Genomic DNA, 14,031 nt, shown 5'->3' with positions numbered 1-14,031 from the left:
TCACCTACATGTGCGATTCAGGTGTCGCGGGTTAGCCGCGCATGGTACTTCGCCGCCTCGCGGCGCATCCGCGCCTCTTCCGGCGACACATAAATCGACGTGGTGCCGAGCGACGCGTGACCGAGCGTACGCTGTACGACCTCGAGCGCGACGCCGGCGGCCAACATCTGCGTGCCGACCGTGTGCCGAAATGCATGGGGCGACGTGCTGGCCATCTTGCGCCGCTCCGATTCACTCAGGTCCGACATCACTTCGAGCAGCTGCGCGATCGCCCATTGCGTGAGTCCGCGCGCGCCGCGCACGGAGTATCCCCCTCCTGATGCGGTGCCGGCACCCTCTTCCTCACTGTCGACGGGGTCGCCGAATTTCTCGCGGGCCCGCGGCGTCGGCGGGATGACCAGCGGCGCCACCAGCGGCAACCCGGGCGGCTTCGCCGCAGCCGCCGCGTCGAGATCCTGGCCGCGATCTTGCCAGTGCGCGCGCAGCGCGTCGACGCATTCGTCGCTGATCGGCACGTAGCGTTGCTTGTTGCCCTTGCCGATCACCTCGAGTAACCAGCTGGCCGGCGTGTCGTCCTCCGCCGGCATCCAGACGAGCTCGGCACGCGTCGCAGCGGCCGCCTCGGCGATCCGCAGCCCACCATCCCCCATCAGCAGCATCAGCGCTCGCGCGGCGCGCCAGCGCGGCCCGCTTGGACCCTGCAGCTCACTCCGTTCGGCCAGCGTTGCGCGCACTCGCGTCCAGAGGTCGAGCGGTAGCGCCCGCTCGACCTGCAGCTTGCGCACGCGCCTGATGATGCTCGGATCGGAGACCGCCGCCCAAGGATTGCCAGCCAGGTATCGCACCGCCACCAGCCAAGTGAATGCCGCGCGAATCGTGCGCACCGCGTAGCGCTGGCTTTCCGGCGACAGGCCGCCGGGTGCGAACGGTCGCCACTGGCGACTCGTGCGCGCGACCGGCGGCCCCGTAAAGCGCTCGCCCGGCGCGGCGAGAAACGCCTTGTATGCCTCGCAATCCTCGACCCGCATCGACGACAGCGCGACGCCGCGCTCTGCCACGCACCACAGCACCAGGCGCTCGAGCTCCTTCCTGTAGACCCGCTGCGTCGCAGGCCGGTCGTCGTATCGATGCAGGTACGCCCGCACCGCGTCCAAGTCGTGCGCCGCGCCGAGATACGCGAACACAGGGGCGCGGTTTGCCCCGTTGGCGCCCGACAACTCGACGGGAAGTGTCAGGCGCTCGAGCGGGGCCAGGTGGTCGACGCCGGCGGTGACGCTCGCCGACGTCGGCGCGAGTGCGTCGCCGGCGTCGACGTCGACCGCGACGGCCGCGCAGATCGACGCTGCGTGACGCTTGAGCCAAGCGACCAGCACCCGGGCGCGACCGACGCCGATGCGCGGCACCGATCGCCACCACTGCCCGCCGCGGCGATTCACGAACGCGACGAGCTCGCCGAGCGTATGGATGCCCTCGCCCGCCAGGCGCGCGGCGACCAGTGGCCGGAACCAGCGGCCGACCGGATGTTCGGCCTGTGGCGCCGCGATCGCCCATTGCGCGGCGACCTGCTCGATCAGCTGCAGCGACACGGGCGTCAGGCGCGGCTCGCCATATTTGTCGATCGCCGCCTGCAGGTGGGATTTCAATACCGGCGACCCATCGCGCAGCGCGGCCGCGACCAGGTCGTCGCGCATCGTGCGCAGCAGCTGCGCGACATCGACCGGCTCAGCTGCATCGCGGTCGAAGTACAGGCGCTCGATCGTCTCGAGCGGCAAGCCTTTCACGCGCGCGCGAAGCGCCGTGAATTCGGTACGGCTGTAACTGCGCAACGGCATCTGGGCCAGCTGCTGGGGGCGGTTCGCCATGGTTCAGCCTGCAGGAATGGGGGATACGACCGTGTCGGCCGTGGTCACGCGCTGCAGCTGCTCGAACGCGGCGACATAGCGGTGCATCGGTACCGCGGCCAGCTGCGCATCCAGGTGCGCGAGCACGTGCTCGACAGCAGCACGCTCGAGGTCGGTCAGCCTGCCCGATTGGCCACGCACGGCGCGATCGGCGCAGTCCTGGAGGGCTGCCTCGGCCCGTCGATACGGTCCCGGCTCGACCGGGTCGAGGAAGTACGCGAGGTAGATCGCATTCAAGAGCGTGGCCAGCTGCGCGACGTCGTCGTGCGCGTTGCGCATTGCAGCCAGCGCAACGTGATGCTTCAGCTGGATGCGGCGCAATTCGGCGGCCGGGATCGGCAGCAGCTGCGCGCGGGTCAGCGGCCGGCGGTTACGGGTGGTGGCTTTTCGCATACTCAGGATTTGTCGGGAAAGGAAGCGTCGACCGCGGCGGCCAGGCGCACCACGTCCGCCTCATAGGTCGGCCGCTCGGCGGCAGCAAATCCCTGCAGGGCGACCTCGCGCCACAGGTTGAACGCGCCACGTGCAATGGACTTTGCGACGTCTGGCGCGACTGCCGCGTTTCCATATACCGGATTCGACAATGCGCAGTAATCGCGAATCTGCCACTCGGCGAATTCCGTGAACTGCGGATACGACATCATGATTACGGATCCTGTTGCAATTGCCGATCGATTTCAGGTCTGAGTAGAAACGGGGGCTGCACGCGCCGCAGCGAGCACGATCTGCCGGCATTGCTCGGCGTCTGCGCAAGCCCGATGACGGGTCGCGGGCGCGCCAGCGCCTAGCATCAATGCGGCGTCGGCCAGATTGAGCCAGCGACCGGCCCAGCCGTTCAGCAATTCCATCGTGCATTCAACGCGCAGCGCCGGCAACGTCACGCCGTGGGATCGTGATGTTTGGTACAACAGGCGCTCGTCAAATGCCCCATTGTGGGCGATCAGCAGCCGGCCCGCGAGCAGATTGACCACCTGCGGACCGATCGTGGTCCAGTCGGGCGCGCCGGCGACGTCCGCGTCAGTGATCCCGTGGATCTCCGTCGCGGCCGCCGGTATCGGCATCGCAGGCCTCACGAGCGTGTCGATCAGCACGGCGCCGGCGCGATCGAGAATCGCGATCTCGACGATCGCCGCCCGGAGATCGAGGCCGGTCGTTTCGGTGTCGATGAACAGCGGATCGGCGGCCAGCCATTCGTTCGCGGTGACGTGCAGGCAGCGGGCCGCATCGTCGCGCTTCTCGCGAGCGACGTTCTCTCGACACGCGTCGCAGCATCCGTATCGTTCCAGCCACTCGATCGCCGTGCGCGTGCGGCATATCGCGCATGGCCGGGTACCTGCCAGCGCCCGGCCGGCCGCGAGCGCCGCCGCTTGGGCGGGGCTCGGCGCGCGAGCCGCGCGCATCGGCACCGTCGACGCAGGATCGTAAAGCGCGACCCACGTATGGCCCTGCCAGTAGTGCGCTACCGGTGCCTGGCCAGCGGCCAGATTGCGCCGTGCCTGCTTCAGCCGGGTTTTCGTCTGCAGCTCGACAGGCGCTGCGGCGCGGTTCGGGTAACGCATCGGAAAGCTCTCCGGGTGCCTGACGTGACGGATCTTCACTCGGCCGTCGCGGTCTGGGCGGACCCGAAGGCTTTGGCCCAACTCTCGTCGGTGATCCCGTCGAGCGTGGCAATCGCCGCCGTACGCGACGCGTCGATGGTCGATGCCTCACTCTTCGGTACGTGCATTCCCAAGAGAACATCGGATACTGCGTAACACGCAACGTCATCGAGCCCGACGACGGCATGAACGGCCCAGGTCCGTCCGCGGTGCTCGAACGGTATGCCGATCACCTCGACATCGCCTGTCCGCATGGCGAGCGTGAACACCACACCGTTGACGTACTTCGGCGCCGGCCTGGCTGGCGGCTTTTTCGTGGAAGAGCGAGCCATGTATTTAACTCCTGCAGGGGATCGAGACGTAGAGTTCCGGCACGGGCGGCTCGCCGAGGACCAGCGCGAGGAAATCACCGGCCGCCGCCGGGTGTTCGATGAAACGCTGCACATACGGCGGCCGCGCGAACGCGACATCCAGGAGCGCGCCCGACGCGCTGCGGATCAACGAGTGGGACACGAAGCGTTGTTGCACCCCGTCGCCCCCGTCCGCGAGCCAGCCGCGTATCGGTGTGTCGCCGGGGTGCGACTGCAGCCAGCGCGCGACCTGCTCGTGGCAGTGATGGGGATTGGGCGGCCAGTGCGCCAGCGCGCCGGCGCCCGCGTAACGGTCAATCGACAGGGCATTCGCATAGTCGCGCGCGATCGCGTCGGCGAGCGACAACTTCACAGCGGCCAGTGCGGCGTTACGGTCGAAGGCAGCGTTCATGGTGCGCGGTGGTCCGATGTGGTACTGCCGGACGGTGCGGCCGCGGCCCTGACCAGATCCAGCAGCCGGTGCTCATCACGCTGCAGCACTTCCCTTCCCGTGCCGTCGACGGTTTTCCGCGCCGCATTCACGAAGCCAAGCCAGTACGCGAACACGCTAACGGCAGACGCACGCAATGACGCGCGCTCTGCTTCGTCGCCGGCGGCTACGGCGAGCATCATATAGTCGCGGATGTGCCTTTCGGCGGATGCGGTCAGTTCGAGGTACGGGATGGTGTAGTCGTGCACGTTGAATTTTCAGGTGTTGAGGTTGGCGGAAACGGAGGGTGCCGCGGCCCGGATCTTTGCAGCCGCATCGAGTAGCTGCTGCGCAAGCGCCTGCGCCTCATCGGCCGTCGCGAGGATCCGGAAATGCTGTTCACTGTCGAGCATGCCGACCACATCGAGCTCGATCAGCTGGTGGTCCTCCCACGCGAACACGCGCGTGCGGGCATGGACCGACGCGTCTCCGCGGCCTTTAGTGTAGCGGGCAGTCGTTTTCATTCGATCGTCTCCGTCTCCGGCAAGCCACCCGTGCACAAACCCGCCAACATGTTAACTAAGCAAAATGCGGCCAGAAGGAACGGGAGTGCAGCGATCAGGTTGACTATTGCCACGGGTTGTCGGCGCGTCATATCAAAACATAGAAGCAATGCCGTCAGGATGACGGGCAGCAACAGGAATCGCGTCCATAGCCAGTTCCCGGTGTAGACCGACCGCACGACCGTAACCAGCGCCGTAATCGGCACTGTCCCCAAGGCAATCCAACTCGCAATCTCGAATATCGACATAGACCTTTCCTCCCCGTGGATCAAAATCCGTATTGATCGTCGCCCCTGCGCCGTAACACCTGGTAGTCGTGCTCGGGCAGCACGATCAACCTGCCCTTCCTTGATCACTTCGCCGTGGTCTGGCCGGCCTTCGTGTAGAACGCGTCGACGATCGCGAGCAGCTCGCGCAGACGTGCAGCAACGCGCGGCGTCACGAACAGATCCACGTCGGGTGTGCGCGCGTAATACGCCTTGGTCGGTCCGACACCATCCGGGCCACCACCGATATCGAGCAGCCGCAGATCGAAGGCTGGATCCGTTTTGTCCGCATAGAGCTCGGCGGCGCTGTAGATGTTGTAGATGGCGCCATCCTCTGCCCAGCCTCGCGTGTCGACGCACCACGCGTGCGCCAGCAATTGTTCAAGGTGGGCGGCCTCGTCTTTGCCGCGTGGTGCTTCGAAGAACACGGTTCGTTCCCCGTACGAGCCTCGCGTTAGGCACAGCGCATCCGGCAGCACGACGAATGCGCGGTACAGCGTACCGGTCGTGAGGCCCGTGGTCAGGATCGGTTGCTCGAGTGCTTTCAGACTCATCGTGCACCTCAAAAAGTTGGTATCGCATGCGCGGCGGCTCGGCCGTCACGCAGCAAGATCGCGGCCGGCTTCAGCCAGGACCGCTTGCACTTCCGGCCGGCGCAGCGCGGCGCCAAGCGCCTCGTAATGCGGTTGGTCACCATCGTCGCCGAAGGCCCAGGTCGTGTATTCCGGCGGCAGCAGCACGGACCACTTGATCGCGTCGTCGACAGGCTTTTCGCCGAGCACGATGCTGGCCGCAACCGACTCGATGGCGACGATCTCATACCACTTCAACGTGGTTTGCGCGTAGGGGTCACGCGTGCGGCCGAGCAACGACTCGGCGACCTCGCCGACCGCGATAGTCAGCTGCGCGACGCGTTCCACGCGCGGGAGTGCAGCGAGGATCGCCTCGCGCATGCCCGGCTCGAGCGTCAATGTGAAGCCCGTCCGAAACTCCGGCAGATCCTTGTGGTTCGGCGGCAGCACCTGCAGTACGTCGAGGATCCCGGCGGTCTGCGTCACGCGGACATCCTCCGGCCGCGCCGGGATCTCGATATCGCCACTCACCCGGGCCCACTCGTCGCCCCAGGACGGCGAACGCGCGTCGACGGTGACCAGCAGCGTGGCATGGGATTCGGTGGGTTCGAGGTGGCTGGAACACGGTTGGATCGTGACGCGGAAACGCTCGCCCTGTATGGCGAGACCTGAGTTGTAGCGGTTGACTTCCGGCATGGTGACTCCGTTCAGGGTTGGGTGGCAGGCGTGCGATCGCCGTCGATCGCCACCAAAGCAAGCAGCCAAGTTGTTGCCATCACCAGTCTCCGTTAGTCGGTTGAACGCGCGGCCGCCGGCGGCACCCGCTGCTCGAGGTGGATCACGTTCGCGCGCGTGAACTGGACGCGCTCGCCGAGGCAGAACCCGGCAAATTCCTCCGCGCCGGGCGCGTCGACAAACTCGATGACGATCGCCCTGTAGCCGTCGCCCTCGGGCATCACGTGGCTCGACGTGGCGGCCACGATCGCACGCAGGCGCGGCCCGCTGCGCGGTTGCAGCTCGACCACGTCGCCGCGCTCGATCGTGTCGCGCACAGCGTCGCGCTGAGTATCCCAGCCTCGGGTGAGCGCCGGCGCCGGCGCGAAGTCCTCGGTAAAGCGGCTGCCCCATACACGACGTAGCAGGTGCCACGACGCGGTCGGCATGCTCCCCTGGCCGGCCTCCCACCGCTGCACCTGGCGCTCGGTGACACCCACGCACGCGGCGACGTCGACCTGCGTGCGACCGTGGCGCTGGCGCAGCTGGCGCAGCGCCTCCGCAGTTGGCGCCGGCCCCTTGTCGGCCGGATGCGTCGCGCCGGGGCCGAGCGACTCGCCGGCGAGCGCCGCGCTCTCGTCCCATTCCAGTGCGGTGGCCTCGCCGCAGCGCGGGCACAGCACGGCTTCGCCGTGATAAGTGCCGTCCGGCCGGCGCGTGTCGCCGCGGTACCCGCATGCGCCGCAGCGGATCGCGTACAGCACGTCGGTCGTGTCTTGTTGCATCAGGGGCTCCATGAAGGCCGACATAACGTCGTGTAGATCAGCATAGCACGACATTTTGTCGTGTCAAGTGATGTTATAAACCGCCCTTCAGGGTTTTGATGCATTAAACGCAATGCCGATAATGGGAGTTATCGGCATTGACCGCGCACCACAAAAACCCGGCCGCAGCCGGGTCAGGTTCGGTCAGCGAGCGCTTTCGATCTCGAGTGCGATCGCCAAGTCGCGCGCATTGGCCGGTTTCAACGACGCGCGATTCAGGTCCAGCGTGATGTCGAAGCCCTCGCCCTGTTCATAGTCGGCGTCCACGCCCTTGCGCGCGAAGAAGTTGCGCACTTCCGTGACGGTCTCGTCGCGCAAGCGCTCGAGGCCAAACGCATCCTTCAGCTCGTTCGCCGGGATATTGAAGTGGTAAACCTGGTCGCCCGAACGGGCCACCCGTTGGATCGCGCTGTTGACAAACGCGTCGTACGCGCCCTGCAGGTAATCCTTATTCAGCGGCATTTCGCCCTCCATCTGGGATGTTTTCGACGATTATACGGGCCGCTTTTCACATGTCAATCAAATCATTAACGATACCTTAGCCGGATCTTATATATCGTGCCGGATCGCCCGACCCGCTTCTGTTCTCGATTTTCGCGCTCTACTTCCCGGGCCGGCGTCTCACGCAGCGGGCTCGTCCTCCGGCGGTTCGGGGTCCGGCAGGAACGATACCTGGCCAGGCGGGATGATGAAGCTGGGCAACCAGTCGTCGAGGGCCGTACACACAAGCTCGTAGGCCGCGTCGAGCCCGGAACCCTCCGATGCGTTTGGCGCGTCCGGAAAGAGGCGTCGGCCGGTCTCGATCATGTCGTCGCAGAGGAAGCCGTACCGCCCCTTTTGCAGCATGGTCCACAGAGCATCGTAGCGCTCGGCCTCGAGGGACATCAGACCGACCGACATCGCGTCGGCGATCCGGAATTTCATGTAGCCGATGCACCACTCGAGGAACATCTGCTGGACAGCCGTCATCGGCATTGTCACTTCGCCATCTCCTTCGCTACGCCCACGTATTGCGGCACGGCGATCGGGATACCTGATGCGCCCGCGGTCGGCCGGCGCTTATTGCTCGCCCCGGGACGCGTTGACCGTGCACACGATGCACGCGGCGAACGTTACAACCGCCGGTACGCTCCAGCCGAGCGCGAGGCAGCCGACAGTCAATGAAAAGGCAAAAATCGCCGCACCGCCGAACCCGTTCATCCCCCGCTCCTTTTCTGTTCTCAGTCACGCTGTCGTGCGTCGGTGGCTCCCATCGTGCCGCCGGCGGCCGCCACGCCGCGTTACGTCGCAGATCGCAGCCAGTTTTCGACCGGCAACCCGGCGACACGGGTAAATTCAGCCGTGTTGTCCGTAACCAGGACCGCGTCGACAGCCAGCGCATGCGCGGCGATCAGCATGTCGTTGGCGCCGATCAACTGGCCTTGCTTTTCGAGCTCGGCCCGCAACCGCCCGTAGCAGCGGTCCGCGTCGGGCTGCAGCGGCAACACGGTCAGGCTCGCGAGCAGCTGCTCGACGCGCTGCGCGAGCGTCGACGAGCCACGCTTCCAGACGCCGAACCGCAGTTCCGCCGCAACGACGATCGAGGTGCACACTTGCTCCGGCGGGGTTTCTCCGATCCGAGTGGCGCATGCGCCGCGCGGGTCGCGGATCACGTTCGACAAAATGTTTGTATCGAGCAGGTACAGCGTCATTCGATGTCGACCGGTTCAGGCGGAAGATCCACGATGTCCGGAAAGGTCTCGTCCAGCGGGGTCCATTGGGCGAACAGCTCGCGCAAGGGCGCGGCCTCTACGGGCTCGATGATCAGGCGCCGGCCTTCCCGGTGGATGGTGACCTCCGAGACCGGCAATTCGAATTCGCGCGGAATCCGCACGGCTTGGCTTCGCCCGTTGCGAAACAGGCGCGCGTGGCGGGTGTCATGGGTTGGCATGGGGTACCTCCAATTCAATCGGGATGGCATATGCCACAGCATATACAAGCCGACGCGAATTCGCAATGCACTCATGTCCATGTCGGCGCATCGATCGATCGGTCTTTCTGCTCGGAGTAAATCACTTGCTGTTGCGGGCCCGTTTCGGTTCAAGTGGGTCTTCGCGGCTTACGCTCCGTGCAGGCTTGTCGGCGCGCAGCCCGCGAAACGACGGGTGACGCAACTGTCCGGTCGGCGTCCACTCGAGAAACGCTACTTCGGCAACAAGCACCGGCTTCAGCCAGTGGAACTCGCGATCGGCTTCGGGTTCCGGCGCGCGGACGAACGGCGAGCGCTTGCGGCCCAAGGCTGCAAGGCGGTCTTCGAATTCCCGTGCCTGGCGAGGCGCGAAGCGCGGCGCGACGTGCCCGACGTAACGCAGCTGTCCGCCCTCCTCGTACACGCCGAGCAGAACCTCTCGCACGCCCACGGTGGCGCCCTTACGGCGCGAAAATCCGCCAATGACGAACTCCTGGCGTTTTCTGCATTTGAGTTTAATCCAGCTGTCCGATCTTCCCGAGCGATACGGCGCGTCCACCCGCTTGCCCATGATTCCCTTTAGTCCGAGGGCACACGCCGAGGCCAGCATGGCGTCGGGGTCGGCATCGATCGCCGCAGAGAGGCGCACCTCGTCCCCGAGAATTTCGGCAACGAGCTTCGTTAGCGTGGCGCGGCGTTCACGCCACGTCCGCGGCCGGAGATCATTGTTGTTAAGCCACATCAGGTCGAAGACGACAAGCGAAATTCCTGCAGTTCGACGTCTATCAAACGCATTCTGCAGGCCGTTGAAGTTTGGCCGCCCTTCTGGATCGAACCAAACGGCCTCCGCGTCAAGCCACGCACGGTTGACCGGCAATCGTTCAAGGACGGACCTTAGGTGCGGCAGTCGGGCGGTCCAGTCGTGGCCGTTCCTGTTGAAGATTCGAACGTCACCAGCGTCGATCCGCGCGAGCATCCGGTAGCCGTCGAATTTGATCTCATATCCCCACTCTCCCGTCGTTGGGGGTTCTTCAGTAAGCACGGCAAGCGACGGCTCGATGAATTCCGGCATGCTTCCATTTCTGGCTACTCGCGTCCGGGCACGGATGCCACGCTCACTTGTCCACCCCCCATATGCCCTCCTCGCTTTGCAGGTATGTGGGCAATCGATATGCCCGTTGTCTGGGGCGTTTGACTAGGCCAGGCCGGTCTTGGCTCGAGCCAAGACCGGCGGTCCAGAGAGTAAATTCGCTGTTCAGTATTGGTGGCGATCGTAACCATCAGAATCTCAGTGAGCTGCTTCCGCCGGATCTTGGCTCGAGCCAACTCTTGGACATCTTGTGTGACTCCCTATGGAAACCGGTCTTGGCTCGAGCCAAGACCGTTTAGAAGCGAGGTTCATAGCAGACCGTTCAACATCGGACCAGCGATCTTGGTTCGGGCCAAGCACGTGGCATTTTCGTTCTGAATCGTTGCTACTTGACCACATTCCATAAAAATCACAAAGAAATATAGCGATTTTATTGACTTATTTTGGCTGAAGAATAAAACTCCGAACGTCGAAACGAACACTTTCAGGTGGAGGTGAAATGGTCATCACGATTGGGGCGGAAAAAGGAGGTGTTGCTAAGACACGGTTAGCAACGCACATAGCAGCCCTGGCTGCAGCGGAAGAAGTGGACGTTGTTCTTCTCGATACTGATAAGCAAGGTTCTGCGATGAGTTGGTCGCGAATTCGAAACGAGGAGGGCGTTACACCAGCCATTCCAGTGCTGGCCCTTCCTGCAAATCCAGCCCGAGAGCTGGCAAATCTCGCCAACAAGTACACCCTCGTCGTGGTGGACATCGGTGCGCAGAACTACCGGACGATGCTCGAGTGCGCACTCTTATCCGATCTTGTGCTGGTCCCGTGCGGTCCTGATCAACAAGAGGTGGAGTCGACCCTGAATGTCTTCGCGACCCTTAAAGACATGGGGCCGCGGCATGAAAGCGGTGAGATCCCTGCATATGTGGTGCTCACTCGGGTGTCGCCGGTCGAAGGATCGAAGGCGACTGCGGAATTGCGAGCATATTTGAAAAGCGAAGACATTCGACTTTTCGATTCACAGATTCCGCAGAGAGAGGCTTGGCGTGCGACAGGCAAGACCGGGCGGGCCGTTCATGAGTTGAAGGGCCGGGATCGGTCGAAGAAAGCGATCGATGAGATGGAGGCGGTCTATCGGGAAATCATCGAACGGATCAATGGTACGGAGGTCAAGTAATGGCTACTTTCAGGAAAAAAGCAGTAGCGGTGGAACGGGTTGCGGCGGTGGAGGATGCAGCTTCGTTGGCTCCGATCGTGGGGGATCCTCGCATGGCGCCGTCGGTGGCAACCGTCTCCCGGCTTCGGGCGGGCGAGGTTGGCTCGAGCCAAGAGCCGGCTAAATACGAAATTGGGCAGACGTATGAAGTTCCGGTTGGCAAAATTAAATCAAATTCTGTCAATCCAAGGGCCATCTATACAGCCTCTTCTGTATCTGAGATGGCGGAGTCGCTCGCGGCCCGGGGGCAGGGGCAGTCCGCGAGTGCCTATCAGGATGAAGCGGGCGACCTCGTACTAATTGACGGAGAGAGGCGCCTTCGCGGGGCGCGAACAGCAGGTCTTCCTACGCTGCGGCTTGAGATTCGCCCCAAACCAGCCAGTGAGCGGGAACTGTATGAGGAAGCCCGCGCTGCTAACGTAGAGCGCAAGGATCAGAGCGCCCTCGATGACGCGATCAAATGGAAGGAATTGATATCGCGGAAGATCTATCCGACGCAAGCGGCTCTCGCCAAAGCGTTGAAGCTCGGGGAAGATCATGTAAGCCGGACTCTGTCGCTTGCTCAATTGCCGAGCAAGATAGTTCAAGCCGCGGCTGAATATCCCGAACTTCTTTCTCTCAAAATGCTGAACGCAATTCGAGAATTCTGGGAAGTGAAAGGGGAAGATGAGACCCTCGACCTTATCTCCGAAGCGGCCAAAAGTGGAATGGGTTATCGCGATGTCGCTGCTCGCCGTAAAGCTGCTGCGAAAGGGACGGTTCGCCGGCCCAGGTCGACGCGTGAGCAACTGACCTTCCGCGGAGCGAAGGGCGAGTTTAAATCGTTTGAAGAAGATGGCCGGATCGAGTTGAAGCTGAAGGGGTTGGCGCCGGACGTCGCGGCAGAAATCAGCGAAAAGATTTTGGCTCTCTTTCCGAAGGAATAGCGTGGCTGTTAGAGCGCGAAGCGAGTTGGAGTCGATATCGGGGTGTCCCCTGGATGACGCAGGAGGACATTGCTCACGCGACCGAGCAGGGTACACGACTATCGTTTATGCAGCGATGGAAGCTAGCGTCGCCTAGTAGCTTGGACTCGTCTCTGGAGCGATGGAGGGTGACGTTCTTCCAGCGATGATCTATACAGGGCGGGCACGAGCGCGAGAGTGGGTACTCACCTTGCAACGCGGCAGCCTGACGGTATTGTCTCGTTCTTCCAGCGATGCTGACAGGGCGGGGTCGTCTCTCCAGCGATGGTTGGGAGGACCACTATGTCCAGCACTGTCGTTCATCCAGCGATGATTCGCCGTTCCGACGCGGCTCTGTTGGCGCGGAGGTATCGTGCTTACAACGATGGATAGGTCGATTAGAAAAAGATTAAAAGAAGATTAGGCGCTGTGGACAACAGCGGTAGCCGATTGATTACAAAGATGTTTTTTGCAAGGCTCGCTCGCTGGAAGAACGATAGTGGCATCGCTGGCGATACGAGGGTTCCCTCGCTGGAGGCACGATTGACCACGTTGGAAGCACGATAGGGGTATCACGCTGGAGGAACGAGGAACATCGCTGCAGTGACGAATGCACCGTGATACCTCGCTGGAGGAACGATAGTCCCGTAGCTTTTTTGCTGAACCATCGCTGGAGAGACGAGACGAGGGTCTTGATGGCGAAATTCACGTACTTATACTTCTCACATGGCAAATTCCATCGTCGACCAGGTGAAAGCGATCGCAGCGCGCGCTAGCAGCGCGGGTGTGGAAACGCAATCTCATCCAACACAGATTCCACTGTGGCCGGCGAACGTTCGCGGGATGCCAAACGCACTCGCGCGCTCGGCACTGTTCAACGTGAACAAATCGAATGCGCCGCGTAGCCGAATGGAGAAGGCGCTGATCGCAAGCGTTGACGGCGTCGAGATTTCATTTAGCGGGGAAGAGCTTAGACAGGACGACGCGGACGTCTTTCTTGAAGTGCTTCACCTGGCCCGTGATACTCAGCTGAACGAGAAGGTGGAATTCACAGGCTACAGCGTGTTGAAGTCGCTTGGCTGGGGCACGTCGGTAAAGTGTTACGACAGGCTCGTGACGACGCTGGAGCGGTTGCAAGCGGGGCAAGTCAAGGTTCGCTTCACGGGCAACAAAAAGGGGTTCGTCGGGTCGTTGATCCGTAAATTCCTGTGGAAGGAAGGCACCGAAACGGGAACTGACGGCAAGACGCGGTGGGTGGCGTACGTCGAACCGGAAATCGTCGCGCTATTCTCTGACGACGACTACACGCGGCTGGCGCGCGAGCAGCGTCAGCGACTGCGATACGAGTTGTCGAAATGGTTGCATACGTACTACCACACCCATGCAGTGCCTTTCGCGCATTCTGTACGTTTCCTTCATCGTCAGTGCGGTTCGCAGACGAAAGAGTTGTTCCACTTTCGCGCGAACTTGAAGAAGGCGCTCGACGAACTCGTGAAAGAGGGCTTCTTGGTCAGCTGGACGATTGACAAGAACGACCTGGTGCATGTCGTGCGTGCGTCGTCGCGTGGCGCGATTGCGGCCTGAAATAGAGGCGGTGTTCGTCGGCCAGTGAGGCGACTTC

At 62.9% G+C, this 14,031-nt stretch carries 21 protein-coding genes; 3 read left to right on the top strand and 18 right to left on the bottom strand.

Going from position 1 to position 14,031, the window contains the following annotated elements; genetic code table 11:
• Positions 1 to 17: 17 nt before the first annotated feature.
• From QZM15_RS29955 to ligD, 18 genes are all read right to left on the bottom strand, one after another.
• The gene (locus QZM15_RS29955) at positions 18 to 1,862 is read right to left on the bottom strand and encodes a phage integrase family protein (protein WP_109343268.1); all 1,845 of its coding nucleotides are present in this window, start codon (positions 1,860 to 1,862) and stop codon (positions 18 to 20) included.
• 3 nt (positions 1,863 to 1,865) lie between these two features.
• On the bottom strand, positions 1,866 to 2,294 hold the full coding sequence (locus tag QZM15_RS29950; RefSeq protein WP_109343269.1) for a hypothetical protein: 429 nt from the start codon (positions 2,292 to 2,294) through the stop codon (positions 1,866 to 1,868).
• Positions 2,295 to 2,296: 2 nt separating this feature from the next.
• Positions 2,297 to 2,545, bottom strand: a complete 249-nt coding sequence (locus tag QZM15_RS29945; RefSeq protein WP_109343270.1) for a hypothetical protein — start codon at positions 2,543 to 2,545, stop codon at positions 2,297 to 2,299.
• 33 nt (positions 2,546 to 2,578) lie between these two features.
• Positions 2,579 to 3,541 (bottom strand): 3'-5' exonuclease, encoded by a 963-nt coding sequence (locus QZM15_RS29940; protein WP_226094261.1) that lies wholly within the window; start codon positions 3,539 to 3,541, stop codon positions 2,579 to 2,581.
• Positions 3,496 to 3,831 carry a hypothetical protein gene (locus QZM15_RS29935; RefSeq protein WP_109343272.1) on the bottom strand — a complete coding sequence of 112 codons (336 nt, stop codon included), beginning with the start codon at positions 3,829 to 3,831 and terminating at the stop codon, positions 3,496 to 3,498. Before QZM15_RS29935 ends, QZM15_RS29940 begins: the two co-directional genes overlap by 46 nt.
• Positions 3,832 to 3,835: 4 nt before the next feature.
• Complete coding sequence (locus QZM15_RS29930) at positions 3,836 to 4,261, bottom strand: hypothetical protein (protein ID WP_109343273.1); 426 nt, start codon at positions 4,259 to 4,261, stop codon at positions 3,836 to 3,838.
• Positions 4,258 to 4,548 (bottom strand): hypothetical protein, encoded by a 291-nt coding sequence (locus QZM15_RS29925; protein ID WP_109343274.1) that lies wholly within the window; start codon positions 4,546 to 4,548, stop codon positions 4,258 to 4,260. The genes QZM15_RS29930 and QZM15_RS29925 overlap by 4 nt, the downstream gene beginning before the upstream one ends.
• Before the next feature lie 9 nt (positions 4,549 to 4,557).
• Positions 4,558 to 4,803, bottom strand: a complete 246-nt coding sequence (locus QZM15_RS29920; RefSeq protein WP_109343275.1) for a hypothetical protein — start codon at positions 4,801 to 4,803, stop codon at positions 4,558 to 4,560.
• Positions 4,800 to 5,090: a hypothetical protein gene (locus QZM15_RS29915; protein WP_109343276.1), complete on the bottom strand. Its 291-nt coding sequence runs from the start codon at positions 5,088 to 5,090 to the stop codon at positions 4,800 to 4,802. The genes QZM15_RS29920 and QZM15_RS29915 overlap by 4 nt, the downstream gene beginning before the upstream one ends.
• A gap of 104 nt (positions 5,091 to 5,194) precedes the next feature.
• Positions 5,195 to 5,662 carry a hypothetical protein gene (locus tag QZM15_RS29910; protein ID WP_109343277.1) on the bottom strand — a complete coding sequence of 156 codons (468 nt, stop codon included), beginning with the start codon at positions 5,660 to 5,662 and terminating at the stop codon, positions 5,195 to 5,197.
• Between the two features lie 45 nt (positions 5,663 to 5,707).
• Positions 5,708 to 6,376 (bottom strand): hypothetical protein, encoded by a 669-nt coding sequence (locus QZM15_RS29905; protein WP_109343278.1) that lies wholly within the window; start codon positions 6,374 to 6,376, stop codon positions 5,708 to 5,710.
• Positions 6,377 to 6,468: 92 nt separating this feature from the next.
• Positions 6,469 to 7,179, bottom strand: a complete 711-nt coding sequence (locus tag QZM15_RS29900; protein WP_109343279.1) for a DNA-binding transcriptional regulator — start codon at positions 7,177 to 7,179, stop codon at positions 6,469 to 6,471.
• Between the two features lie 183 nt (positions 7,180 to 7,362).
• Positions 7,363 to 7,692: a hypothetical protein gene (locus QZM15_RS29895; protein WP_058904012.1), complete on the bottom strand. Its 330-nt coding sequence runs from the start codon at positions 7,690 to 7,692 to the stop codon at positions 7,363 to 7,365.
• Between the two features lie 147 nt (positions 7,693 to 7,839).
• Positions 7,840 to 8,193 carry a hypothetical protein gene (locus QZM15_RS29890; RefSeq protein ID WP_224023819.1) on the bottom strand — a complete coding sequence of 118 codons (354 nt, stop codon included), beginning with the start codon at positions 8,191 to 8,193 and terminating at the stop codon, positions 7,840 to 7,842.
• An 84-nt stretch (positions 8,194 to 8,277) separates the two neighbouring features.
• Positions 8,278 to 8,418, bottom strand: coding sequence for a hypothetical protein (locus QZM15_RS29885; RefSeq protein WP_174393667.1), 141 nt, complete (start codon positions 8,416 to 8,418; stop codon positions 8,278 to 8,280).
• Positions 8,419 to 8,498: 80 nt separating this feature from the next.
• Complete coding sequence (locus QZM15_RS29880) at positions 8,499 to 8,909, bottom strand: type II toxin-antitoxin system VapC family toxin (protein ID WP_011695140.1); 411 nt, start codon at positions 8,907 to 8,909, stop codon at positions 8,499 to 8,501.
• The gene (locus tag QZM15_RS29875; protein ID WP_080330903.1) at positions 8,906 to 9,148 is read right to left on the bottom strand and encodes an antitoxin; all 243 of its coding nucleotides are present in this window, start codon (positions 9,146 to 9,148) and stop codon (positions 8,906 to 8,908) included. The genes QZM15_RS29880 and QZM15_RS29875 overlap by 4 nt, the downstream gene beginning before the upstream one ends.
• A gap of 121 nt (positions 9,149 to 9,269) precedes the next feature.
• The gene (gene ligD / locus QZM15_RS29870) at positions 9,270 to 10,238 is read right to left on the bottom strand and encodes a non-homologous end-joining DNA ligase (protein WP_217445147.1); all 969 of its coding nucleotides are present in this window, start codon (positions 10,236 to 10,238) and stop codon (positions 9,270 to 9,272) included.
• A gap of 517 nt (positions 10,239 to 10,755) precedes the next feature.
• Between ligD and QZM15_RS29865 the strand changes: the two genes are divergently transcribed.
• From QZM15_RS29865 to trfA, 3 genes are all read left to right on the top strand, one after another.
• On the top strand, positions 10,756 to 11,427 hold the full coding sequence (locus QZM15_RS29865; RefSeq protein WP_109343281.1) for an AAA family ATPase: 672 nt from the start codon (positions 10,756 to 10,758) through the stop codon (positions 11,425 to 11,427).
• The gene (locus tag QZM15_RS29860; RefSeq protein WP_109343282.1) at positions 11,427 to 12,392 is read left to right on the top strand and encodes a ParB/RepB/Spo0J family partition protein; all 966 of its coding nucleotides are present in this window, start codon (positions 11,427 to 11,429) and stop codon (positions 12,390 to 12,392) included. Before QZM15_RS29865 ends, QZM15_RS29860 begins: the two co-directional genes overlap by 1 nt.
• 744 nt (positions 12,393 to 13,136) lie before the next feature.
• Positions 13,137 to 13,994 carry a plasmid replication initiator TrfA gene (trfA, locus tag QZM15_RS29855; protein WP_027813522.1) on the top strand — a complete coding sequence of 286 codons (858 nt, stop codon included), beginning with the start codon at positions 13,137 to 13,139 and terminating at the stop codon, positions 13,992 to 13,994.
• The last annotated feature ends 37 nt before the right edge of the window (positions 13,995 to 14,031 follow it).

Source organism: Burkholderia sp. AU44665, assembly GCF_030504405.1.
Taxonomy (GTDB): Bacteria; Pseudomonadota; Gammaproteobacteria; order Burkholderiales; family Burkholderiaceae; genus Burkholderia; species Burkholderia semiarida.
Note: the sequence above shows the minus strand (reverse complement) of the source record. Positions and strands in the feature narration are given on the sequence as shown.